Raw genomic sequence first — 22,523 nt, 5'->3', positions numbered from 1 at the left:
TAATAATGAGCGTTAGAACAACAACATATTCCTATGACCTGGTTGGTAAAAAAGAATCCGTAGTTGACGAAATTCTGCTTTTAAATCCAGACCAAACACCAATGATTAACCTTCTCGGGTTTAGTCACCCTGTTACGTCTACGACCCACACATGGTACGAGGATGAGACGTTCGCGACGAGAGCCACGGTAACAACCGCAGCGACTGCCGCTGCAACATCCATCATCGTCTCGGACACTGAGCCGTTCCGTTTTGGGATGGTGGCGCGAGTTAATGAGGAAATGGTACTCGTAGAAATTTCGGACCCATCAACAAAAACTCTGACTGTTAAACGCGGTTATGGAGGATCAACCGCCGCCGCAATCGCTAAAGATGCGATCATTGAGGCGCTGTTTAACGAGAGAGAGGAAGGAGCCGACGCCCTCGACGCCCGCTATAAGCCGCGCACAAAGGTCGACAACGTAACGCAGATTTTCTCTGACACCATCGACGTCACTGGCACCGCGCAACAAGTCGCGCAGTATGGTGTTGAGGACATTTACATGTACGAGAAAGCAAAGGTCGAACTAGGACTCGCGCTACAGCTTGAAAAGGCCATCATTAACGGATTGAAGTTCGACCAAGGTCGAGTCCGCCAGATGCGCGGTATGCGAAGCTTTATCCAAACGAATGTAACGCCAGCCAATGCGCCGATTAGCGTAGACATTCTGAACGCAACCGCACAGAAGATTTATTCCACTGGCGGTTTCTCTAGCGGTAGCAAATACGCTATCGTAGTCCCTGCGAAACAAAAGCTCGCTATCAGCGCGCTGACTGGCGATAAAATTCGCATTACGCAGGCGGAAACAGTTCGCGGTCAGGTTGTTGACCACCTAGTCAATGACTTCGGGCGATTCCCGATCATCATGAACGATAACCTCCAGGGAGACGAGCTGTTCTTCATTGATACGAACCGAATCGCAATCCGACCACTTGGCGAGCGTTCCTTCACTCACGAGATGCTGGCACGTACAGGAGATTCCTTGCGCGGCCAGGTTGTCGGTGAGTACACGTTGGAGTTCCGCCAAGAGAAGGCGCACGCCCGTATCAAGGGTCTGCAATAAGAGGACAACGGGACTGCCCTTCATGGGTGGTCCCTTTTTCTTGTATATGGGGGATGAAGATGCGCGAATCAGCGGAAACACATTGCGACTTTTGGCGATCCGGTGGGCGCTGCCACATTAAGCCGGACGGCGACGCTCGGTGTAAGTATTGGCGCGAAGAGACGTTAATTTGCCGATATCTAACGCTTTACGTATTGCGAGGACGGGGAGGGAGCCGGAATGAAACGAAGAAAGCGCGGTCGCCCGCCACGTAAGGAGCTGACGCCTGCGCAGAAAGTAGCGATAAAGCTTGTTGTGTGGCGCTACAAAAAAGACATGACGATGGATGACGTTGCTCGGGCGGTGGGCGTATCGCGTATGGCTGTCTGGAAGTGGTTTGCGCGGTGTGCACCATTCCAACGCGAGTATCAGCGGGAATATGAGCGCTCAATGAAATACTCGCGAAGAATAGCGAAACAAAGCGCTGCGAGTTTTTTCCGTAATGCGAGTATGGCCGATATTCTCAGACATGCAGAATTACATTTCTTTTAGAACGGAGGATGCAAATGGACCAAGAAACAATGGACAAGCTACGACAGGAAAAAGATGCTCACATCGACCTTATCGTCGACCTACACACCGCGCTATCAGGCGGCCAGCTACGTATCGAGAAGTTTGAAGGGCGGATCGTAGATATGTACCGGACACTCACACGCTGGCGCACGCATGATGACGAGCGAATCCGCATGGCAGGATTGAAGATGACGGAGATTCTCGAAGAGGTGGGCGGGTTACTACGGTGTAGGCCGGGCGATCGTCGGTGGACACGTACGATGGCGAAAATTGGGCGGTTGAGTGACGTTGTTGACCGCAGATTAAAGGAGGTGGGCATGGATGATGGACCTCACGGCGCGAATGCGCTTGATAGATAATATAACGTCTCCGTTACGTCGCGCGTCAGACCAAGTAAGACGGACGAGTCGTATTCTCGATGAGATGGGCGGGTCTATGGCGAAAACAGCGCAAGTGCAGGACCTCGTGGGAAAGTCCGCAGCAGCACTTACGAAGTCTTTCGTTAAAGTCGATGGGGCGGCCGATCTCGCTAAAAGGACGGTCACTTCATTCCAGGACTCCACTGGAAACCTTCGCAGTGAGTTCGGAAGGTTCTCTACGTCGGGCAAGCACGCAGGCGGAGCGTTCGACGGAATTGCAGGTGCCGCGATAAAAGCGAAAGGCGCAGTCATCGGGCTTAAATCGGCAATGGGCGGCGTGATAGGAATTGCGGCGGGCTACGGAATCTATCGCGGAGCAGAGTCGTTTCTAGAGTCGTCTATCGGGGGCGCGGCGCAGCACGAGCTTGCTACCGTACAAATCGAGGCGCTGTTCCAGGACATGAAGAAGGCGAAGACGTATATGGACCGCATGTCGGCGGCTGCAGCGGCTTCTCCGATTCTGAACGAACAGCAGGTTTTCCAAAACTCCAAGAGTTTCCTAGCGTTGACGAAACAACAGGACGTACTTGAGGACTTGTGGAAAGGGGCCGAAAAGCTTAATGCAATGGACCCGGCGCAGGGACTTGAGGGCGCGGTATTAGCTATGCGCGAGTTGGCAGGTGGAGACGTACAGTCGATGGTTGAGAGATTCGAGTTGCCTCGTTCAGTTGTCAACAAGTGGAAAAACCTGCCGATTGATAAACAAGCGAAAGCGCTCAATAAGTACATGGACTCCATCGGATTTAATCAGCAATTCCTAGAGAAGACAGGCGCAACGGCAGCCAAGCAATGGGACCGCACGACTGAACTCTTTCAAAAGGGAGCGCGAGTAATCGGACAGGATTCGCTTGCCAAACTAAAACCGGTACTCGTAGATATTAACGACTTCCTATCGTCACCTCGGTTCGACGTGTTCGTCGATAAGGCAGGAACCGCAATGGCCGGGCTGTTCGACGGTCTAATTGATTCGGCGAAAGGAACGTGGAACTACCTTGACTCGCATTATTTCTCAAATGCCGAGTTCGCAAGCCTACCGGACATCACCGCAAAGGTCGACTTTATTATCAACGACCTAACGAAATCGTTTACGGAATGGTATGACCGGACAGGTAGCGATCAACTCGAAATGGCGACGGGTAGAGTAACGAAGACGATCCTAGAAGGGCTCGAACGTGTCGCGCCGGATATCGGCAAGTCGGCTGCAAGTATCGGAGCCAGGATCGCGATATCGATGACGTCCGGATTCCTCGATGAAATGAAAGGGAATTTCGTAGGACAAGCGCTCCTCCACGGAATGCCGTCGTTGAATGCTGTTGCAGCCACAAAGGACGAGATCGGCGAGGGATACAAAAAGCTGTATGACTATTTCACGCAGGAGGAAAAAGGACAGACGGTTGTTTATGGGCCGCCCGCTCCGGGTAATAATCACTACCACGGAATCGAATACGTACCGCGCGACGGGTATAACGCGCGCCTACACAAAGGCGAACGTGTATTGACTGCCCAAGAGAATCGTCATTTTTCAGGAAGTGGTGGTAGCGCTCAGGTTGTTAATATTTCGATGAATGGGGTTACGATTCGCGAAGAAGCGGATGTTGAACTAATTGCATACAGATTGGCACAGGCACTTAATAAAGTGAATTAGTGACACAAAAGCCCTTTTTAAGGTTGCTTAGAGAGGGCTCTCTAATCTTTAGTTGTATAATTCCGTGGAGATTGGCGTAGATACTGATAAGAGATTGTGATGAAATGCTGTCATCTTGGAGAAGTTATACTCGGAGGTGGTCACAGTGAAAATGCATTTTAATCGTCATTCAGAAGAAGATCCATATGATCGCATTGCAGCGATTGTGTTCGGTACATTGTGTCCCATTGCAATCCTTATTTATGTGCTATTTATTTGGATTTGTATCTAAAAATAAAAAAAAGACCCACGCTTAGAAATCGTGGGCCCTTCTGATTACCTCATATCCGTAAATTGCGATGGGTCTTAGATTCGGTCTTGATGGTGAAAGTGATTTATTTCTTTCAATCTAAAACCGCTTTTAGCCGATAAAGAATCTGGTAAGTCCGATCATAACTAGTAAGGTTAAATAGAATGGCCACGTTGCAGGAGATATCAGTGCATCACATACTGTTTTTAGCGTATTACCCTCTGGCTTAATTGCAAAAAGATCAGAAACAGCTATATTCCCATCATGAAGTTTCTTGATGAATGAATTGTGAGCATTTCTAAACGCTTTCTCGAGAGACAAATAATAAGCGTCTAAAATCAAAAAAAGCACAACGGGAATCACAGCAACTGCTACAAATTGCGGTTTTCCTTTATCCGCAATTAGAACCAATAAAGCAGACACGATTGTGATACACCAAGTCTTACAAGAGGCACAATTTGCAGACATCCTCTGTATAATTCCTTGAACCATACTCAAGTGGAAACGAGCCGATTCAGGAATATCTTGAAGTATTTGATTTTGAGTGCTACTCATTTATATTCATCCCTGATTTTAATAGCTTCCTCAACCCAATTTTCAAGGTTCTTACTAATGTAATCATAAACATTTGTACTACTTATGTATGGTGGATCGTACGCCTTGACGATATTAGAGAGTTTCTTCTTATCTTCACCCACAGTAAACGCCTCAAAGGGATTACTCCCTTTATTTGATTGATTTCCTTCTTGGTTTTTTAAGTTGTGAATATAAATACCAACCAAACCTTTTCCAAGGTTCCAAGACTTCTCAATTTCATACTTAATCCACTTACGCCCAGCTGTTTTTTCGCCAATAAGTACGATAGAGCAGGATCGACCTTTTAATTGCCCATCGATCCAATCTTGAATAGCCTTATCCCCACCCTTTTTAACTTCTTCCCAATCATTATCTGATACTGGGGAGTTCCCCTCAACTACTCCGATGTTTCTTACCTGTGATGCTCTCCAACTATCGTTAGAGTAATGAAAACTATAGAAAGCCTTTCTCGCCATTTGACTTCATCCTTTACAGTTCCCCATCGGCTGAGGTTCTTGCTTGCAATATATTGTCAAATATTAGTATATCATCGCTAGGTAATATTATCTATTTTTTAAAATGTGAAAACGGTAAAAAATAAGGAAAATTGAGTAGTTTATTAGACCTTTGGTCGTTAATTTGGTTAATCTAAGAGTGGGTCTACGAAATTAGATAAAGTAATACGCGCCCCAGTTGCGGATTAAATTCCGTTGCTGGGGCGTTACTTTTTTTGTCTCAACGCCCTCTTGATAATTTCGATATATGAGCGCATAATATAGGAACAAGCGTTCGTGACGGAAGGAAAACGGAGTGTTATCGGATATCGAACGGAAAGTCTTGTGCGTGATCGGAAACTATTCGGCGGGACGGAGACGTACGCCTACGGTCGATGAGCTTTGCGTAAAGACGGGCAGGAGTCGCGGCGGGATCATGACAGTGCTTGACGTGCTGGCACGCGAAAAGTATATCGAGTGGCAGCGGACTGAGCCAGATAAGATCGAGGTATTAGAGGCGTGGGAACGAAAGGGGATACGGTAACTATGGCGAAGAAAATCGAGAACTTGTTCGGATCGATGCGATGGACATTACCGGAACAGAGAGCGGCACTACTCGATCACTATGCGGAGCGCGGACTTATCGAAAAACCGGCCGTTGACGATGACGAGTTCGGCGAAATATGCTTCCGAATTTACGACTCGACGCAATATGACTACGCGATTAACGTGAAATGGTTTGTCGCGCAGAAAGGGCGGTTGGGAACGTTGGAGGAAGCGTGGGGAGTCGTGCGCGAGATAGAAGCGGTGCGGAAACGATTCAAACTGGCGAACGATTCGAATTCGCGGTGGATTAACGTTGAGGATATCGTGAGTGTGACGAAATAATTGGCGTTGGAATCGACAAAAAATGATGCCGGAAAAATGTATATAATAAGGAAGCTTTACGTCTGACGGCCTCGATATTGAGTATATGATTATCCAACGTACTCGCGCCGTATACTATATTTGACGGGTGACAACGTAAAAAGTATACTATTTACATAAAATTGAGTTCGTACGAGTACTTTTTAACCGTGTGTCACCGTGAATGGACGGAGCAGGCCAACGCAAGGGTGCGTACTATTTCGGACACGTCCGATAACTTCTAAGCCGTCGGTCGGGAGTTCGAATCTCTCCTGGGACGCATCATTATTATCAAAGAATGACAAACCTCCTAAGGACGACAAATGTCCAAGGGAGGTTTTTTGCTGGTTATAAAAAAGCATATCGTCCGAACATATATACCCGAACATATATATAGAAGAAACACGACCTCCTCTCGATTCCTAAATGGAAAGAGAGGAGGCTTTCGCAAGCCATCAAATAAATGGATTCGAGTAATAGAGACCGTGTAAATAGCGCTTCTCCGCTTTTTCCATGGCCACCTCTTTCACGGCCTCTAGAGAGGCCTTCATCTGCTCCCAATACTCAGGCGTAGCATCGCTTAAATCAACGCTCTGCGGATCACCAAGCAGGTTTCGTATTAGCTGCCAGTCATCAGGGTGCTCGTATTGCTTCATGCCACCTCCGATTAAGCGAATATCATGTAACAGCAGTTTAATATCCTCAGGAATCATCGATTTTCCCTCTCAGATCAAAATATTTTTGTGGCGGGAACGCCATGAGACATTGCATCCACTGGTAATAATTTGTCTAATTTCAGCAAAAATATGTAAGAAAACATAAAATCATGGGGGTTGTTAAAAAGGCGAATGTGACGAATCCATGTTATTCTTGTGGAACAAATTTTCCACAATTAGCAGAGAATTCGACAATGATTTACATTTTTTTACAAGCTTAGTAGAAAAGAAGATTTTTTGCGTGAGAGTAAAAAATTTGACTGAAAAATGGGTAATTGGATGTCTGAAAGTCGTATTGACTTCATATAGTGGATTGTGTATACTCAATTCCGTGATTAAAGTCAACCAGGAATCGAACATAATTTTTTGATAATTGATTGCGGTATTCGATCCATTAATCAAATCGAGCCTTTTTTTGCCAAGGGCTTTTTTTACTTTCGGAAACCTAAATGAGATATAGGATGAAAGTATAAGAAAAACGCAGGCTTTTGCTATTGGACTAGGTGTTAAGCCAAATTTTCTAAAACTGCTCGCTGTCATGAGATGTCGAATAGAAAGAGAAAAAGGTGGGAAAGGTGATAGCAGTGCCTTATTTTTTTCCCACTTTTGGGTCATTGCAAAATGAATCACATTTGATGTACACTCCCAATTGAGAGAAAAAGAATAGAGAAATTTTGGAAAAACACTACCCAAATCAGAACTGACCCAAATCTGATTTAGGTCGAGGAGAAGAACCCATGAGTGTAATTAGAGAGATCATTGAGGGATTATTCATCGGATTTACTTCAACGGTAGGTGTCATCAGCACGTACCAAACCCTGGTTTCTTGTGCAGGGCTGTTCCGCAAAAATGAAACTGTTACAACTGAACCACAAAAAACTTTTGCTGTTCTGATTGCTGCACACAACGAAAGTGCCGTCATCGCACCATTGATTGAGAACCTGAAAAAGCTGGACTATCCGCGTGAAATGTACGACATCTTTGTCATCTGTGACAACTGTACAGATAACACCGCAGAGATTAGCCGGCAACACGGAGCGTATGCTTGTGAGCGCTTTGATACGTCCAAGCGCGGTAAAGGCTTCGGAATTGAATGGATGTTGGAAAACCTCTGGGCTAGACCTAAGCAATACGATGCTGTTGTGATGTTTGATGCCGACAATCTCGTGGAGAAGAACTTCTTGCGCGTGATGAACGATCGTCTCTGTAAAGGGGCGAAAGTAATCCAAGGTTATCTGGATTCCAAGAACCCGTTTGATTCCTGGATTACGCTTTCGTATGCAGTTACGTACTGGTTTACCAACCGTATGTGGCAGCTGGCACGTCACAACCTGGGACTGCCGAATACCTTGGGCGGAACAGGACTGTGCATTGAAAGCAACCTGCTGAAAGAGATGGGCTGGGGAGCAACCAGTCTGACTGAGGATTTGGAGTTTGCTACTCGTTGTATTGCACGAGGTATTTACCCAACCTGGGCACATGATACCAAAGTTTGGGATGAAAAGCCGATTGACTTGAAATCCTCCATGCGCCAACGTTTGCGCTGGATGCAGGGCCACTATGACGTGGCGGGCAGATACATCGGCACCGTTTTGAAAAACGGACTCAAATCTAGAAGGCTCGGTATGCTGGATGCTGCGTTTTACTTGTTCCAGCCGATGTACGTCTTGATGGTTACCATGATGTCCCTGCTGTTTTTGGGCCGCTTCTTCGATATCGCTGCATTGACACCAGCCGCAACTATTTTGCCAAGCTGGCTTGTATATGGTTCAACAGCAGTGTTTTATCTACTGCCATTCTTGGCGCTGTATCTGGAAAGGGTGCCACTTAAAGGCTATCTAGGACTGCTGCTACTGCCGTTCTTTTTCCTAACCTGGCTCCCGATTATGTTTTACGCGTTTTTCACCAAGAAAAATCAGGTGTGGAGTCATACCTCACACACCCGCGCTATTCGCATCGAGGAGATCCAGCAATAGCCATTGCAATCAAAACCACAGGGTAACTGACACCTGTGGTTTTCCTGTTATTCAAAGTGGCAAGAATGGCGTTTCATTTGGTATAATGACGTGATTAAGGAATGGGCCATGTCTCGCCGGATCGAGGCATCCGTTCATGGCTACGCAAAAGAGAGTACAGACGTAGCTGTGCCATGAGGAGGAAAACAGCAATGAAGGTAGCACCAAATAATTGCCCTAGCGAAACCCCATTGATGTGGGGAGACAAGCGATATCATACATGGAACTATCATCTTCGTGGGACCTTTCATGAAAAGATTTTTAAGGTGCCATTGGATGGGGGTTTTAGCTGCCCGAACCGGGATGGAAAGGTAGCAACGGGAGGCTGCACGTTTTGCAGTGCGAGAGGCTCTGGCGACTTTGCAGGAGACCGTCGGATGGATTTGGAAAAGCAATTTCACGACGTCAAGAATCGCATGCATGAGAAATGGCCACAAGCCAAATACCTCGGCTTTTTCCAGGCGTATACAAATACGTATGCTCCGGTAGAAGAGCTTCGTGAGATGTATGAGGTTATTTTGAAGCAGGAGGGTGTTGTCGGCCTTTCCATCGCGACTCGTCCTGACTGTCTGCCAGATGACGTGGTAGAGTATCTTGCAGAACTAAATGAACGTACGTATCTGTGGGTTGAGCTGGGTCTGCAAACCGTTCATGAGCACACAGCTACACTGATTAACCGTGCACACGACTACCAGTGCTATGTAGACGCTGTAGAGAAGCTGCGCAAGCACAACATTCGGGTTTGCTCGCATATCATCTACGGATTGCCAGGTGAATCTCATGAAGAAATGATGCAGACGGCCGATGCTGTTGCGCATCTAGATGTTCAGGGGATCAAAATTCACTTGCTGCATCTACTGCGCAAGACACCAATGGTGAAGCAGTATGAGGCAGGGCTGCTGGATTTTCTTTCACAAGAAGAATACACCAAGCTGGTTGTCGATACTCTAGAGATTCTACCTCCCGAAATGATCGTTCATCGGATTACGGGGGATGGACCGCCTGATTTACTGATCGGACCGATGTGGAGCCGTAAGAAATGGGAAGTGCTGAACGGTATTGATGCTGAGTTGAAAAACCGGAACAGCTGGCAAGGGAAATTTTTTGTACCAAAGGGATAATTCGTTGAATACGCAAGCAAAAGAGGAGCCGCCACATGGAAGCTCCTCTTTTTTAGTTATAGCGATTCAATGACCGAAGCACTTTTTTTGCCCGCCCAGGGTAATTCGTAATGACACCGTCTACGCCTAATTCGAGCGCTTCCTGAATGTGACGACTACTGTTGAGATCCCAGCCCAGGACTGTTAATCCATGCTGATGGGATTGCTTGATCACACTAGATCTGAGCTGATCATGGGGGATGTGAAGCTGGTCAGCCTGATAACGAGCAGCTACCTCCCATGGCTTTGCGATTGGACCTACATATAAAAGCCCTGTAGTTTGTACGGGATCTAATTCCTTTATGCGTAACAGACTATCAAAATTAAAAGAGGAAATAATCGTTCTTTCTGTCAACTGAAAACGGCGGATTTGCTCGATGACCAATTCCTCCAGATGAGGCTGGCTGACTAAGAAATTTTTCATTTCAATAATAATGCGCAAGGATGTGCCAGCAAATGCTTGGAACACTTCACGCAGGGTAGGAATTCGCGCCTTTGGAGATCGAGATTGCGAATCCTTGTCTGCTCGAAACTGGCGCAGCTCCTGCAAGGTATGACGGCGGACCAAACCAGAGCCTGTCGTCGTACGATCCAGCTGATGATCATGAATAACAACCAGCTTATTATCTTGGCTCAATTGCACATCCAGCTCGATTCCATCAGCACGCCGCCTGACTGCTGCGTGAAAGGCTTCCATCGTGTTTTCCGGAAATAGGCCGGAAGCGCCGCGATGGGCATAGATAAGTGGGAGCACGTGGGCTTCCTCCCTTCAAAAACATCTGCTCCTCTTACATGCATATGTAGAAAGCCCCTCGATACAACCTTTCCTGAGGGGCAGCAGAAGAAACCTATCCGAGTGCAGTAAGAACAATCACCAACAGGACGAACAGCACCAATACGAGTGCGAAATCGTTGTTTCTGCCGCAGCTCACACAAACCCCCTCCTTCCCAGATGGAGCAACTCCCTTCATCCTATGAACGAATAGGGAAAATGGCGCTCGTCGAATGCCCATCCTGCCTCCTTTTGTGCATGACATACGCCTTTTTATACAGATTGGCAGATGACGGGCTAGGGGAATTTGCTACAATGAAAGCAGTAATGAAGCAGAGGAGGAAGCCTCATGATGGAAAAGGAAACGGAGATGCTCGCATCAGGGGATCTGGTAATCGATCAGCAAAATAGACGTGTCAAGCTGCACCGATATGAACAGACGCAAATTTCGGAATGGAATAAACGATTGCAGGAGCTTGCGATAGAGTCGGATGCAACCAAACTGATTGTCTATGGAAAGAAAGAAGATATTCCAGCCTGGCAAGCCGAGGGATATACGCTGGAAGGAACGATCGACGGTTTTTTTCATGGTCAGACCGCTCATATGCTCACACGTTACTTAACCAAGGAGAGAGCGACCTCGGTTGCACCTGAGCTGGCGGAGGAAATACTTGCACTGAGCCTCGCAAAAGCGGGCAAAGCAGAAGGAAAAGTCCTGCCCGATGGCTATTTTTTGCGGGAAGCAACAGAAGCGGATGCAGAAGAGCTGGCGAGTCTGTATGCGCTCGTATTTGCGACTTACCCAACCCCGATGGACGATCCACAGTATATTCGTAGAACGATGCAGGAGGGTACGGTCTATTTCGTAGTCGAGTATGATGGGGCTATCGCGTGTGCGGCTTCAGCAGAAGTTACTGAACGGATGGGGTCGGCTGAGATGACGGATTGCGCCACTCATCCCAACCATGGGGGAAAAGGCCTCCTCCAGCCATTGTTCATTGCGTTGGAGCACAGGATGGAGGAAGCCGGTATCTACTATTTGTACACATTGACACGGGCACAATCAGCCGGGATGAACGTCACTGCCGCGAAGATGGGTTATGAATACCGGGGGCGGCTGATTAATAATTGCACGATTTTTTCCGGATATGAGGACATGAATATATGGGTGAAGCCGCTTCGCCCGATTCAAGAGTAAAGACTACTCGATAGAGGGAAACAGCTGCTGCTGAAGACGGCGCGCCATCAAGGCAAGCTGAAGCTGCCAACGTTGATGCGCGTCCTCTAGGCGGTAGCCTGTCTTTTCTTCGATTTGAGTCAGCCGGTATTTCAAGGTATGACGGTGAATATACAGAGCCTGAGAAGTTTGCAGGCCATTGCCGTTTTGGCGCAGATAGACATCAAGTGTTTCGAGCAATTGCTGATTGTATTTGGAATCATAACGGATCAACGGATCGAGCAAAGGCTGCCAGAGAGCCAGCATTCTATCCTCGCTTTCCCGATAGGGGAAAAGAAACTGATAGCCTTGCATGTCTCGGTAGTGCAGGAGCTCGGGAGACTTCGCCAATAACGGATAGGCTTGCAAGGCAAACATCGCTTCTTCAGCAGCATGAACCACATCGCACAGCTGCCTGCAGGGATTGCTGATGGCTACATGCAAGCCGTAGGATGGATGCAAGGCTTCCCAGCGTGAAGTAAGCTGTGCGAGCAGGGAGATGCTTGTCTGATCGTCAGGCAAAACAAACAGGAGACAGTGCGGCCGCTCACGCAGAAGGTAAGATCGCTTGTGGCGGTCACAGAGACGCCTCATGAGTGTAATGACATTTTGGTGAAGGTCTCCGATGCCAGAGAGATTCGTTCCCTCTGCATGGACAGCGACCACCAGATGTCCACCCGCCACAGGGTATCCTAGCATGCGACAGCGACTCTCCAGCTCGGACGCACTCATCGGTTTGCCGTTTAACAATTCCTCTACGAGATCGCCCTTCAAGCGCCATTCCGTAGCGGAGACAGCACGTTCCTTTACATACTCCAGGGCACATAAAGTGGCTGCATGCTGCAGGGCCACGTCATCTAGCTCCTCCCACGCAGGCTTAGGCTTTACCAAGGTCAGTGTTCCAAAGTGCTCACGGCTTGCGCGAATCGGAACAGAGTGGGCACTTTCTGTGGCATGATCTTCGGCTACATCGCCCAAACAGCCTTGCTGTGTTACTTCGAAGCCCAAAGCATCTACGAGCGTCACTGCACCTCCAGTAAGTGTAGCCAGTTCTCCTGCGATTGCTGGCAAGCCCCCTTTTGATAAAGCAGCGTCAATCATTTTATTATGGATCGCCTGCGAATAAGCGAGCGTCTCAAACTGTCTGTTCACGATCGGCTGCAAAATAGCTTTGGTGATGGTCGAGAAGTTGATTTCTGTCGGTATCTCAATTAACGGAAGCTGATGACGATTCGCCATCTCAATAAATGCTTCTGGTATTTCCCGTAAATAAAAGCCTGTATGAATCGCGACACCGCTCAGCTTTTGCTTGGCCAAGGAAGGTATAAACGAAGAGAGCCTCATTGGATTGCCAGCTAGACCAAACCCAGTCGTAATCAAAAATTCGCCTTCTTGCAGGCGCCCTGTATCCTCAAGCACTTCCACGATGGTCACCCAGCGGATGGGATTATCCAGACCGCCAGCGCCAGCGATTAGCCTCGTCTGGACCATATCCGGCAATTGCAATGCTTCACGAATCGTTATCGTCATGAGGAGTACCTCCACAATTTCAGAGTTCTTTATACAAAATGTACAAAAGATTTTGTCTCTTCGCCATGTTTTTTTGCCAGCACGTCGGATGAGTCCGAAGCGATGGTCAGCTAGGATAGAGGTAGAGAGTCAGAGGATGTTCAAAAAGTGGAGGAATAAACCGCCTTTTGAACAGGACCTATTAATAAGGGTGGCGACGATAATGGAAAAAAGTTATGTAATCAAGCCTGAACTCGGTAAGTCATATCCAGTAATCTCGCATGGCAAAGGGATCTATCTTTATGATAAAGAGGGCAACCGGTATATCGATGGATGCAGCGGTGCTGTAACAGCGAGCATCGGCCACGGCGTAGAAGAAATCGCCGAGGCGATGTACGCACAAGCCAAGGAAGTGTCCTTTGCCTACCGCTCTCATTTTAGCAGCGATGCTGTAGAACAACTGGGAGCCAAGCTGGCAAAGTGGGCACCAGGCTCCTTGAATTGGACCTTTTTTGTAAGCAGTGGCTCCGAGGCGACAGAGACCGCTCAAAAAATCGCGATCCAATATTGGCAGGAAAAAGGCAAGCCAACGAAAAATCGGATTATCTCTCGCTGGATGAGTTATCACGGAATCACCATGGGAGCACTCTCCATGTCGGGACATGTTTTGCGCCGGAAGCGCTTTGTGCCACTTCTGGAGGACTATCCTGCGATAACTGGTCCATACCCGTACCGACGCCCAGAAGGGATGTCTTTGGAGGAATATGCGATGTCGTGCGCCAACGAGCTCGAGACAGCCATCCTGCGTGTCGGAGCAGACCAAGTGGCAGCCTTTATCGCCGAGCCTGTCATCGGGGCTACAGCGGGTGCAGTAGTGCCTCCAGATGGCTATTTCCAGCGCATTCGTGAAATTTGCGACAAATATCAAGTTTTGTTCATTGCAGACGAGGTTATGACTGGTGTAGGACGTACCGGAAAAGCTTTCGGTGTAGACCACTGGGGAGTCGTTCCTGATCTGATGACACTCGGAAAAGGAATGAGTGCAGGTTATACCCCGATGGCCGCTACGATGGTATCTGACGAAATCATCGACACGATCACCAAAGGCAGCGGTCTGATTATGGCTGGACACACCTACAGTGCGAATCCGCAATCTGCAGCAATCTCGCTTGCTGTCCTGAATTACGTGGAAAAAAATCAGTTGGTTGAAAAAGCAGCCGAGCAAGGTGCTTACCTGCTCTCTCGCTTGCAAGAGCTCGCAGACGAGATTCCTTTGATCGGAGATGCTCGTGGCCTCGGTATGCTTTGCGGTCTGGAGTTCGTAAAAAACAAGCAAACCAAAGAACCGTTCGCGCTCTCCCAAGGTGTAGGCTCGAAGGTCATTGCGAAAGCATTTGAAAAAGGTCTGCTCATTTATCCTGCAATGGGTGGTATCGAAGGCGTAGCAGGTGACTCGGTCATTATCTCGCCTCCACTCACGATCACCAAAGAGCAAATCGATGAGTTGATCGGTCTGTTGAAAGAAGCGATTGAAGCAGTGCAGCAAGAGCTGCAAGACAAGGCATTGATCGGATAGTCAGGAACGGGAGGAACCAATAATGACCAATCGTTTTGAAAAAGTCGTTTCACTAGAAGAAGCGCTTTCTCATTTTCGTGATGGAATGACGCTTTTGGCTGGTGGCTTCGGGGGAATCGGCAATCCCCCGACCCTGGTCCAAGGCATTCTGGATAAAGGAATTCGCGATCTTACCTTGATCAGCAATGATACGGCTTTTCCGCATATCGGGATCGGAAAGCTAGTGACAGAGAAGCGCGTTAAAAAAGTAATCGCTTCGCACATCGGCTCCAATCCGAACGCAGGGGCCCAAATGACGGCTGGAGAGCTTGAGGTAGAGTTCTGCCCGCAGGGAATACTTGCAGAGCGTGTACGGGCTGGTGGAGTCGGTCTGGGAGGGATTCTCTCCGATGTAGGTATCGGCACGATCGCAGAAAAAGGGAAGCAAAAGCTCGTTGTCGATGGCAAGGAATACTTGCTGGAAACGCCGCTTACAGCAGAGGTATCGATTGTCCATGCGAAAAAAGCGGATCGTTTTGGCAATCTGGTATTTGACACGAGTGCACGCAATTTCAATCCGTTGGTAGCGATGGCGGGAGATATTACGATCGTGGAAGCCGATGAAATCGTTGAAATCGGCGAGCTTCACCCGGAAGAGATCGTAACCCCAGGCGTTTTCGTCAATTATATCGTCCAAAGTGAAGGGGTGAACTGGCAATGGGCTTGGGAGAAGTAAAAGAGACAGAAACCTATCGTGAACGAATTGCCCGGCGTGCGGCCATGGAAGTGGAGGACGGGATGATCATCAACCTGGGAATCGGTATCCCAACCTTGGTTGCAGACTTTATCCCTGCAGATAAACGGGTGATGTTCCACGCAGAGAATGGTATTCTAGGAACAGGTCCTAGTCCAGCAAAAGGGGAAGAGAACGCCATGCTTTGCAATGCAGGCGGGTTTCCCGTTACGCTGGCGACCGGCGCTTCATTTTTTGACAGCGCTACCGCGTTTGCTATCATTCGTCGTGGCTTGTTGGATATGACAATCCTCGGCGTGCTGGAAGTGAGTCAATCAGGCGATATCGCCAACTGGATCGTACCTGGCAAGCGTGTTCCTGGCATGGGGGGAGCGATGGAGCTGGCACAAAAGGCGAAAAAAGTGATGGTGGTCACGACTCACCTTGATAAAAATGGACGCTCCAAAATTGTTCGTGAGTGCTCATTGCCACTTACAGCAGCAAAAGCGGCAGATTGGATCATTACGGATATGGCGGTCATGGAAGTAAAGCCTGACGGACTGTATTTGCGCGAGGTTATGTATCCGTATTCAGTAGCCGATGTCATTGGCGCGACGGAAGCAGAGCTAAAAACAGAAGGAGAAGTCGGAGTATTCCGCTAAATCATAACGAGTGATCGGGGGATGGACATGGCAAACTGGCAAGCGCTCATTCACGAGCAATTGGAAAAGGATCGCAAAGAGGCCACAGCGCTATTACAGGAGTGGGTTCAAAGTCCAAGTGTGCAAGGAGAGGAGCGTTCCATACAGGAGAGCATCGCAAGCCGTCTTGCTGAAATGGGGCTGGCAGTTGATCTGTGGGTAATGGAAGGCGAAGAGCTGCTGGCTCATCCCTATTTTGTATCGCCTCGTACCGTATTTGACGAAAGTCCTAATGTGGTCGGGGTGTGGAAAGGTCAAGGCGGGGGCCGCTCGATTATTTTGAATGGTCACGTGGATGTCGTGCCTGCCGGCGATCAGGCCCAATGGAGTGACGATCCGTTCAGTGGGAAAGTCGTGGATGGAAAGCTGTACGGACGCGGGGCTACCGATATGAAGGGTGGCAATCTGTCTTCTCTGCTCGCTATCCAAGTGCTGCAAAAGCTGGGTGTGAAGTTAAAAGGTGACGTCATTTTCCAAAGCGTGGTCGAGGAGGAGAGTGGCGGTGCAGGTACCCTCGCAACCATTTTGCGTGGCTACAAAGCGGATGCCGCTCTGATCCCTGAGCCGACCAACATGAAAATCTTTCCGAAGCAACAAGGCTCTATGTGGTTCCGTTTGACTGTAAAAGGTCGTTCGGCACATGGCGGAACACGCTATGAAGGAGTCAGTGCGATTGAAAAAAGCTTGCTGGTCGTGCAGGCAATCGGCAAGCTGGAAAAAGAACGAAACGATCGCTTGGACGATCCTCTTTACGAAAAGCTGCCGATTCCGATCCCAATCAACATCGGTGTGATCGAAGGAGGAAAATGGCCTTCTTCAGTAGCTGACCTCGTCAAGCTGGAGGGACGCATGGGTGTAGCGCCAGGTGAGCAAATGGAGGACGCCAAGGCAGAAATGGCGGCAGCATTGAAGCAGCTGGCACAAATTGATCCTTGGTTTGCTGAGCAGCCTGTAGAGCTGGAATGGTATGGTGCACGTTGGGTTCCTGGAGCGGTCGATGAGGATCACCCGCTTATGGAAATTTTGCATAACCAGTTCTCGGCAGTTACGGGCAGTCGTGCGGTTGTAGAAGCTTCTCCGTGGGGTACCGATGGAGGGCTGTTAACGGCTTTGGCAGATACACCAGCTATTGTAGTGGGACCAGGGGTTACACAAGTAGCACATTATCCGAATGAATATATCGAGCTGGACGATGTGTTCCGTTGCGCAGAAATTTTTGCGCTCACATTGGTAGAATGGTGCGGTCTTGCTGAAGAAAATAAATAAAGGTATAGCTGTCGGTAGTTCAAAAGTACTGGTCTGAAACGGCATCGATCGACAGCAATCATATCAACCGGCCTTCGTCATGTTTTGTCGATGAGGGTCGGTTTCTTTTTGGAACAGGTCGACAGAAAATACCAAGGAAGGCGTGGGTGAGCTGGAGAATGTCTTGGGGATCATTATTATCTTATTTCGCCCATGGACGGAGGAGTTGGCTATGAAAAAAGCATGCTATATCGGAGGAGAATGGGTAGGAACAGCCGAGTATGCACCACTTTACTCTCCCTATAGCGGCCAAGAAATTGCCCAGATTCCCCAAGCAGATCACCACACGGTACAAAAAGCGATCGCTGCTGCGGAAGGAGCCGCCACAGTCATGCGCAGACTGCCAGCTTATCAAAGGGCCTCTCTTCTGGAGAGAATTTCTATCCTGATGAATGAGAGGCTGGAGGAAGCGGCTACAATCATTGCTATCGAAGCTGCCAAACCAATCAAGACAGCACGAGGAGAAGTAATTCGTACGATCCAGACCTATAAATTTGCTGCTGAGGAAGCCAAGAGGCTGCATGGTGAAACGGTTCCCCTGGACGCTGCCATTGGCGGAGAGGGACGTATCGCATACACCGTCCGCGAGCCGCTTGGCGTGATCGGCGCTATCACTCCGTTTCATTTTCCGATGAATCTGGTTGCCCATAAGGTTGGACCTGCCCTGGCTGCCGGGAATACAGTCGTGCTAAAGCCAGCATCACAAACACCACTGAGTGCTTTTTTTCTCGCGGAGCTGGCAGAGCAGGCAGGTGTTCCTGCTGGTGCTCTGAATGTGGTGACGGGCAGTGGGGCCATTGTCGGCGATCAATTAGTTAGAGACCCCAGAGTGCGAGCGTTGACTTTCACTGGTAGTCCAGACGTTGGGATCGCGATACGGAATCGGGCTGGATTGAAAAGAGTTACACTCGAGCTTGGGTCAAACTCTGCCGTGATTGTCGATCGTGACGTACAGCTTGGAGAAATTATCCCACGCTGTATTTTCGGTGCTTTTGCCTACTCGGGTCAGGTGTGCATTTCTGTGCAGCGCATCTACGTAGTAAAAGAGCTGTATGAAGAATTTGTACGCCGGTTTGTTGCCGAGACAATGACACTGCGCGGAGGAGACTCCATTTCCGAGGAAGCTGACTACTCGGCGATGATCAATCCAGAAGAAACAAAGCGTGTCTTGAGATGGATTGAGGAGGCAAGGCAGCTGGGAGCACGAGTCGAGTGCGGGGGACAGATGGCAGAGCGTATGTTACAGCCAACGGTGCTGACAGGAGTGTCTGCAAATGCCCAGGTTTCCTGCCAGGAGGTGTTTGGGCCAGTCGTGATAATTAATCCGATTGACTCCGTTTATGAAGGAATCAAGCTTGTAAATAACTCCAGATACGGCTTGCAGGCAGGAGTGTATACCAATAACCTGAGCCTTGCTCTCCACGCAGCAGACGAGCTGCAGGTAGGCGGAGTGCTAATTAATGACATTCCTACCTTTCGGGTAGATCATATGCCGTATGGCGGCGTAAAAGAGAGTGGGATAGGCAGAGAAGGTGTCAAGTACGCCATGGAAGAAATGACGGAGCTGAAGCTGGTGATCGTCAAACGATGAGGAAAGAAAAAGAGTAGAAACCTCTTGCAAATAATAGGAGACCTATGCTATAGTAACTATTGTTGATTGAAACGCGGAGGGATACCGAAGTGGTCATAACGGGGCGGTCTTGAAAACCGTTAGAGTGCAAGCTCACGCGGGTTCGAATCCTGCTCCCTCCGCCATACTTCTACTTTTCTACTATTAATAAAAGAACTTATCAACCTCACGTGTGTAACGGGGGGTTGTTTTTATTTATTCAAAGACCATGATCAGAACAACGACAACCAGCAGAATTAAATAAATTTTTGAAAACAGACGATCAGGGAGATGCTGGGCGATATGGGTACCAAGTGGAACACCGATAAATCCCCCCAGAACAATGCCTAGAAAGGCGGGCATGTAAACGAATCCTAAACACCACTCGGGAAGTCCGGGTTGCTGTAGTCCAGTTACGATTGAGGTAGCAGCTCCAACTATCGCAATCGGGAGACTTAATGGGTTTGCCAACGAAACAGCATGAAGCATGGCAAGTCCACGTTTTCGTAAAAAGGGAACAGTGATGACACTGCCACCAACACCTAACATGGTGGCGAGAAAGCCAATTCCAAGGCCAAGCGATGACGTTTTGAATGGAGTGGGCAACGTGAACTTCAAACCGTCGACGTTTAAAAAAGATTTTTTTCGAATGGACATGACGATTGTATAAACTACCAACAGTATGAACAGATAGCGCAAAATATTTCCTTGGATAAAAGGTGCTGATAGTCCACCCAGGAGAGCGCCGACAGATATGGCTGGCGCCAACCGGAAGAAAATGGGCCAAATCACATGTTGTTTACGATGATGCGATATGGTTGAATTGATCGAATTGGCAATCATGATGGCAAGCGATGTTCCAATTGCCACATGCATGATAAAAGCTTCTGGAACACCAAAGCCAGGCAAGAGCAAATACATAACTGGGATTAATACAAAGCCCCCACCAAATCCAAATAAGCTTGAAAGAACACCTGTTAGGATGCCAATTGCTAAAAATACAAAAAAGAATAACATGAGCTGCCTCCTTATTGTTTTTGTTGCAACACGCCCTCTCAAGTAAAGTATAATAATGTCATTGGTATAAATAAAATTGTTGTTATTGATGCCATCCATAAGTGGAGGTAATGTCATTATGGAACATGCACCTTTGGAGTTATATCGTGTTTTTTATACATGCGCAAAAGAGGGGAGTCTGACGAGAGCAGCAGAGAAATTACATGTGACACAACCAGCCATCAGTCATTCTATTAAGCAATTGGAAAAAAGCATGGGGGGAGCACTCTTTTCGCGAGTTCCCAAGGGTGTTATCCTGACACGGGAGGGAACGGTGCTGCTGGAGTACATCGAACAAGCCTTCCACTACATTGCTCTAGGAGAAAAAAAGGTGGCCGAAATGCGGCAAATGCTCGCTGGAGAAGTAAGAATCGGGGCAGGTGATACCCTTTGTAAATACATCCTGCTTCCTTCCCTAGAATCGTTTCATGATGAGCATCCTGCGATTAAAATAAAAGTGACGAATCGAACTACACCCGAAAGTATAGCATTGTTGAAAGATGGCACAATTGATTTTGCCCTGGTTAATTTACCTTTAACCGATCCCCAGTTGGAAGTGAAAAAAGTATTTGAAGTCCACGATAGTTTTTTCGCTGGACCACGGTTCGAACATGTGAGGGGTCGAAGGCTGTCACTAGAAGAAATCCTTTCTCTCCCGCTTATTCTACTTGAAGAAAGTAGCAACTCACGACAATACCTGAATCAGTTTATGCAGCAAAAAGGATATACCCTTGAACCGGAAATTGAGCTTGGAAGTTTAGACTTGCTAGTCGAATTTGCCAGAATTGGACTTGGGGTTTCTTGTCTTACGCGCGAATTTGTTGATCTGGAAGGTTCCACCTTGTTTGAAATTGATTTGGTAGAACGGATACCACCGCGTGAGATCGGAATCGTCAAATTGAAGAATGTTCCTTTATCCGAAGCAGCGAGCGCCTTCGTACATTCTTTTTTCTTTAAAGGGAATGAATGAGCAGGAAAAGAAACCTTCAGCGCTAAAAAAACAAGTATGCCGGTCCTTCGGGGCTGGCTTTTTATTTTTCACTAGCAGTTTGTTCGCTCGTGTTGTGCTATAATGATTACAAAATATTAACAAAATATGGTGAATTTAGGGATTCAGCAAAGTGGTACTTATGGATTTCCATTGTTACCTAAAAAATTTTAGGAGAGTGACTAGTTTGACTCACTTCATCAAGCGTTTCTCGATATTCCTTTTACTGCTGGGATGTTTCTTCAGTTATGCTCCTGCTATCTATGCAGACTCAGAAGTAACGGATGAAGCAAATGCTCCGTTAATGCAGGAGAAAGAAGAAGGCGAGCTTACACCGTTACCTGAAGTGATCGGTGATGTGGCGCCTACGACTCTTACTTTTAGCAAAGAACAGTATGCACCGGGCGAGACTGTTGAATTTACAGCAGAAGTGGAAAGGCGAGGAATATACATTGGTAGTAGTACACAATTGATGGTTGATTATAAAAAAACGCCATTGCGATACTCAATGAGAAGTACAAATCAATCATTTATCGTAAAAGGGAAATTTACTGCACCCGAGACGGATGGAACGATATCCATTGATTTTTCGCTAAGAATGCAAGATGAAACAGGATTCATTTGGACTGGCCTGTACTTAACAAGACTCAAAATTTCCTCTGTTAAGTCACTCGCATTAAGCCCCTCCAAAGCGACGGTAAAGGTAGGGGAAGAAGTTCTTTTAGTAGGAAAGCACTCGAGGGAACTAGATGCAGAGACAGGGTGGAATGTGGACGGAGATACGGGATACTTTGAGTTGATCAAAAACGTTGTTCGTTTAGACAGTGATGATGAGTACAGTAGGGAAGTGACTTCATTTATTCCAGGAAAACCTGGAGTGTATACTGTATATTATGGCATCAATTATAAATTGCAGGATGGCACTCCGAAGCATGAATACCTTTCCGCAACGATTTCTGTAGAGTAAAGAGGAACATCGAGCAATAGCCTGCTTTTGTAGAGCCAAACAGCGTTCGAATCCGTTTTTTTCCTCAAAATCCAGTAGAACCAATGTCGATGCAACTGTCAATTTGATATATGCTGTACCTAGGGACTCGAATTTTCTTGGGGGCCTGCGGCAGCTTCAATAATGCAGAGGGAGCTGCCGTTTTTTTTACTTAAAAATATCAGAAAATACACATTATATAGATAATTGTTGGTATAA

General features: G+C 47.7%; 23 protein-coding genes, 1 tRNA gene and 1 pseudogene. 18 read left to right on the top strand and 7 right to left on the bottom strand.

The genetic code is table 11. The features are described from left to right. The first annotated feature begins 5 nt into the window (after positions 1–5). The 4 genes from C3B52_RS23065 (at position 6) to C3B52_RS23050 (ending at position 3,719) form a co-directional block, all read left to right on the top strand. Positions 6–1,103 (top strand): SU10 major capsid protein, encoded by a 1,098-nt coding sequence (locus C3B52_RS23065; RefSeq protein WP_103108733.1) that lies wholly within the window; start codon positions 6–8, stop codon positions 1,101–1,103. A 219-nt stretch (positions 1,104–1,322) separates the two neighbouring features. After that, the gene (locus C3B52_RS23060; RefSeq protein WP_103108732.1) at positions 1,323–1,634 is read left to right on the top strand and encodes a phBC6A51 family helix-turn-helix protein; all 312 of its coding nucleotides are present in this window, start codon (positions 1,323–1,325) and stop codon (positions 1,632–1,634) included. Between the two features lie 29 nt (positions 1,635–1,663). Further along, a complete protein-coding gene (locus tag C3B52_RS23055) occupies positions 1,664–2,014 on the top strand; it encodes a hypothetical protein (protein ID WP_164684879.1) in 351 nt (116 codons plus the stop codon). Next, on the top strand, positions 1,977–3,719 hold the full coding sequence (locus C3B52_RS23050; RefSeq protein WP_103108730.1) for a hypothetical protein: 1,743 nt from the start codon (positions 1,977–1,979) through the stop codon (positions 3,717–3,719). Before C3B52_RS23055 ends, C3B52_RS23050 begins: the two co-directional genes overlap by 38 nt. Before the next feature lie 400 nt (positions 3,720–4,119). Here C3B52_RS23050 and C3B52_RS23045 read toward each other — a convergent pair whose 3' ends face one another. Beyond that, positions 4,120–4,563 (bottom strand): hypothetical protein, encoded by a 444-nt coding sequence (locus C3B52_RS23045; protein ID WP_103108729.1) that lies wholly within the window; start codon positions 4,561–4,563, stop codon positions 4,120–4,122. Further along, the gene (locus C3B52_RS23040) at positions 4,560–5,060 is read right to left on the bottom strand and encodes a TIR domain-containing protein (protein ID WP_103108728.1); all 501 of its coding nucleotides are present in this window, start codon (positions 5,058–5,060) and stop codon (positions 4,560–4,562) included. The genes C3B52_RS23045 and C3B52_RS23040 overlap by 4 nt, the downstream gene beginning before the upstream one ends. Before the next feature lie 334 nt (positions 5,061–5,394). Here C3B52_RS23040 and C3B52_RS23035 point away from each other — a divergent pair, with 334 nt between their 5' ends. Together C3B52_RS23035 and C3B52_RS23030 are read left to right on the top strand one after the other, a co-directional pair. Beyond that, positions 5,395–5,622, top strand: coding sequence for a hypothetical protein (locus tag C3B52_RS23035; protein ID WP_103108727.1), 228 nt, complete (start codon positions 5,395–5,397; stop codon positions 5,620–5,622). Continuing rightward, on the top strand, positions 5,598–5,966 hold the full coding sequence (locus tag C3B52_RS23030) for a YolD-like family protein (protein ID WP_235615827.1): 369 nt from the start codon (positions 5,598–5,600) through the stop codon (positions 5,964–5,966). The genes C3B52_RS23035 and C3B52_RS23030 overlap by 25 nt, the downstream gene beginning before the upstream one ends. Before the next feature lie 473 nt (positions 5,967–6,439). On the opposite strand, the gene C3B52_RS23025 is transcribed toward C3B52_RS23030, so the two are convergent. Then, on the bottom strand, positions 6,440–6,697 hold the full coding sequence (locus C3B52_RS23025; RefSeq protein WP_103108725.1) for a hypothetical protein: 258 nt from the start codon (positions 6,695–6,697) through the stop codon (positions 6,440–6,442). A gap of 740 nt (positions 6,698–7,437) precedes the next feature. On the opposite strand from C3B52_RS23025, the gene C3B52_RS23015 reads away from it, so the two are divergent. Both C3B52_RS23015 and C3B52_RS23010 read left to right on the top strand, forming a co-directional pair. Then, positions 7,438–8,676 (top strand): glycosyltransferase family 2 protein, encoded by a 1,239-nt coding sequence (locus C3B52_RS23015; RefSeq protein WP_103108723.1) that lies wholly within the window; start codon positions 7,438–7,440, stop codon positions 8,674–8,676. Positions 8,677–8,867: 191 nt separating this feature from the next. Beyond that, complete coding sequence (locus C3B52_RS23010; protein ID WP_103108722.1) at positions 8,868–9,836, top strand: TIGR01212 family radical SAM protein; 969 nt, start codon at positions 8,868–8,870, stop codon at positions 9,834–9,836. Between the two features lie 52 nt (positions 9,837–9,888). On the opposite strand, the gene C3B52_RS23005 is transcribed toward C3B52_RS23010, so the two are convergent. Together C3B52_RS23005 and C3B52_RS36250 are read right to left on the bottom strand one after the other, a co-directional pair. Next, positions 9,889–10,629, bottom strand: a complete 741-nt coding sequence (locus tag C3B52_RS23005) for a glycerophosphodiester phosphodiesterase (RefSeq protein ID WP_103108721.1) — start codon at positions 10,627–10,629, stop codon at positions 9,889–9,891. Positions 10,630–10,723: 94 nt separating this feature from the next. Continuing rightward, positions 10,724–10,888, bottom strand: coding sequence for a YjcZ family sporulation protein (locus C3B52_RS36250; RefSeq protein ID WP_164684878.1), 165 nt, complete (start codon positions 10,886–10,888; stop codon positions 10,724–10,726). Positions 10,889–10,996: 108 nt separating this feature from the next. Between C3B52_RS36250 and ablB the strand changes: the two genes are divergently transcribed. Beyond that, on the top strand, positions 10,997–11,845 hold the full coding sequence (gene ablB / locus C3B52_RS22995) for a putative beta-lysine N-acetyltransferase (RefSeq protein WP_373419742.1): 849 nt from the start codon (positions 10,997–10,999) through the stop codon (positions 11,843–11,845). Between the two features lie 3 nt (positions 11,846–11,848). Here ablB and C3B52_RS22990 read toward each other — a convergent pair whose 3' ends face one another. Next, complete coding sequence (locus C3B52_RS22990) at positions 11,849–13,393, bottom strand: PucR family transcriptional regulator (protein WP_103108719.1); 1,545 nt, start codon at positions 13,391–13,393, stop codon at positions 11,849–11,851. Positions 13,394–13,595: 202 nt separating this feature from the next. Between C3B52_RS22990 and C3B52_RS22985 the strand changes: the two genes are divergently transcribed. The 6 genes from C3B52_RS22985 (at position 13,596) to C3B52_RS22960 (ending at position 19,421) form a co-directional block, all read left to right on the top strand. Continuing rightward, positions 13,596–14,948 carry an aspartate aminotransferase family protein gene (locus C3B52_RS22985; RefSeq protein ID WP_103108718.1) on the top strand — a complete coding sequence of 451 codons (1,353 nt, stop codon included), beginning with the start codon at positions 13,596–13,598 and terminating at the stop codon, positions 14,946–14,948. Between the two features lie 22 nt (positions 14,949–14,970). Continuing rightward, positions 14,971–15,663, top strand: coding sequence for a 3-oxoacid CoA-transferase subunit A (locus C3B52_RS22980; RefSeq protein ID WP_103108717.1), 693 nt, complete (start codon positions 14,971–14,973; stop codon positions 15,661–15,663). Beyond that, positions 15,645–16,322, top strand: coding sequence for a 3-oxoacid CoA-transferase subunit B (locus C3B52_RS22975; protein ID WP_103108716.1), 678 nt, complete (start codon positions 15,645–15,647; stop codon positions 16,320–16,322). The genes C3B52_RS22980 and C3B52_RS22975 overlap by 19 nt, the downstream gene beginning before the upstream one ends. A 27-nt stretch (positions 16,323–16,349) precedes the next feature. Then, positions 16,350–17,627: a peptidase gene (locus C3B52_RS22970; RefSeq protein ID WP_103108715.1), complete on the top strand. Its 1,278-nt coding sequence runs from the start codon at positions 16,350–16,352 to the stop codon at positions 17,625–17,627. A 211-nt stretch (positions 17,628–17,838) separates the two neighbouring features. Next, the gene (locus C3B52_RS22965) at positions 17,839–19,257 is read left to right on the top strand and encodes an aldehyde dehydrogenase family protein (RefSeq protein ID WP_103108757.1); all 1,419 of its coding nucleotides are present in this window, start codon (positions 17,839–17,841) and stop codon (positions 19,255–19,257) included. A gap of 75 nt (positions 19,258–19,332) precedes the next feature. Beyond that, positions 19,333–19,421, top strand: a tRNA-Ser gene (locus tag C3B52_RS22960). A gap of 70 nt (positions 19,422–19,491) precedes the next feature. On the opposite strand, the gene C3B52_RS22955 is transcribed toward C3B52_RS22960, so the two are convergent. Then, positions 19,492–20,292 carry a sulfite exporter TauE/SafE family protein gene (locus C3B52_RS22955; protein WP_164684877.1) on the bottom strand — a complete coding sequence of 267 codons (801 nt, stop codon included), beginning with the start codon at positions 20,290–20,292 and terminating at the stop codon, positions 19,492–19,494. Between the two features lie 88 nt (positions 20,293–20,380). On the opposite strand from C3B52_RS22955, the pseudogene C3B52_RS37425 reads away from it, so the two are divergent. From C3B52_RS37425 to C3B52_RS22945, 3 genes and pseudogenes are all read left to right on the top strand, one after another. Then, positions 20,381–20,590, top strand: a pseudogene (locus tag C3B52_RS37425) (helix-turn-helix domain-containing protein); the annotation flags it as partial. 15 nt (positions 20,591–20,605) lie between these two features. After that, the gene (locus C3B52_RS22950) at positions 20,606–21,301 is read left to right on the top strand and encodes a LysR family transcriptional regulator substrate-binding protein (protein WP_235615831.1); all 696 of its coding nucleotides are present in this window, start codon (positions 20,606–20,608) and stop codon (positions 21,299–21,301) included. A 205-nt stretch (positions 21,302–21,506) separates the two neighbouring features. Continuing rightward, complete coding sequence (locus C3B52_RS22945; RefSeq protein ID WP_103108712.1) at positions 21,507–22,286, top strand: hypothetical protein; 780 nt, start codon at positions 21,507–21,509, stop codon at positions 22,284–22,286. The last annotated feature ends 237 nt before the right edge of the window (positions 22,287–22,523 follow it).

Source organism: Brevibacillus reuszeri, from assembly GCF_002897295.1.
GTDB lineage: Bacteria > Bacillota > Bacilli > Brevibacillales > Brevibacillaceae > Brevibacillus > Brevibacillus reuszeri_A.
The sequence above is the reverse complement of the archived record's forward strand: the minus strand, read 5'-3'. Positions and strand labels throughout refer to the sequence as shown.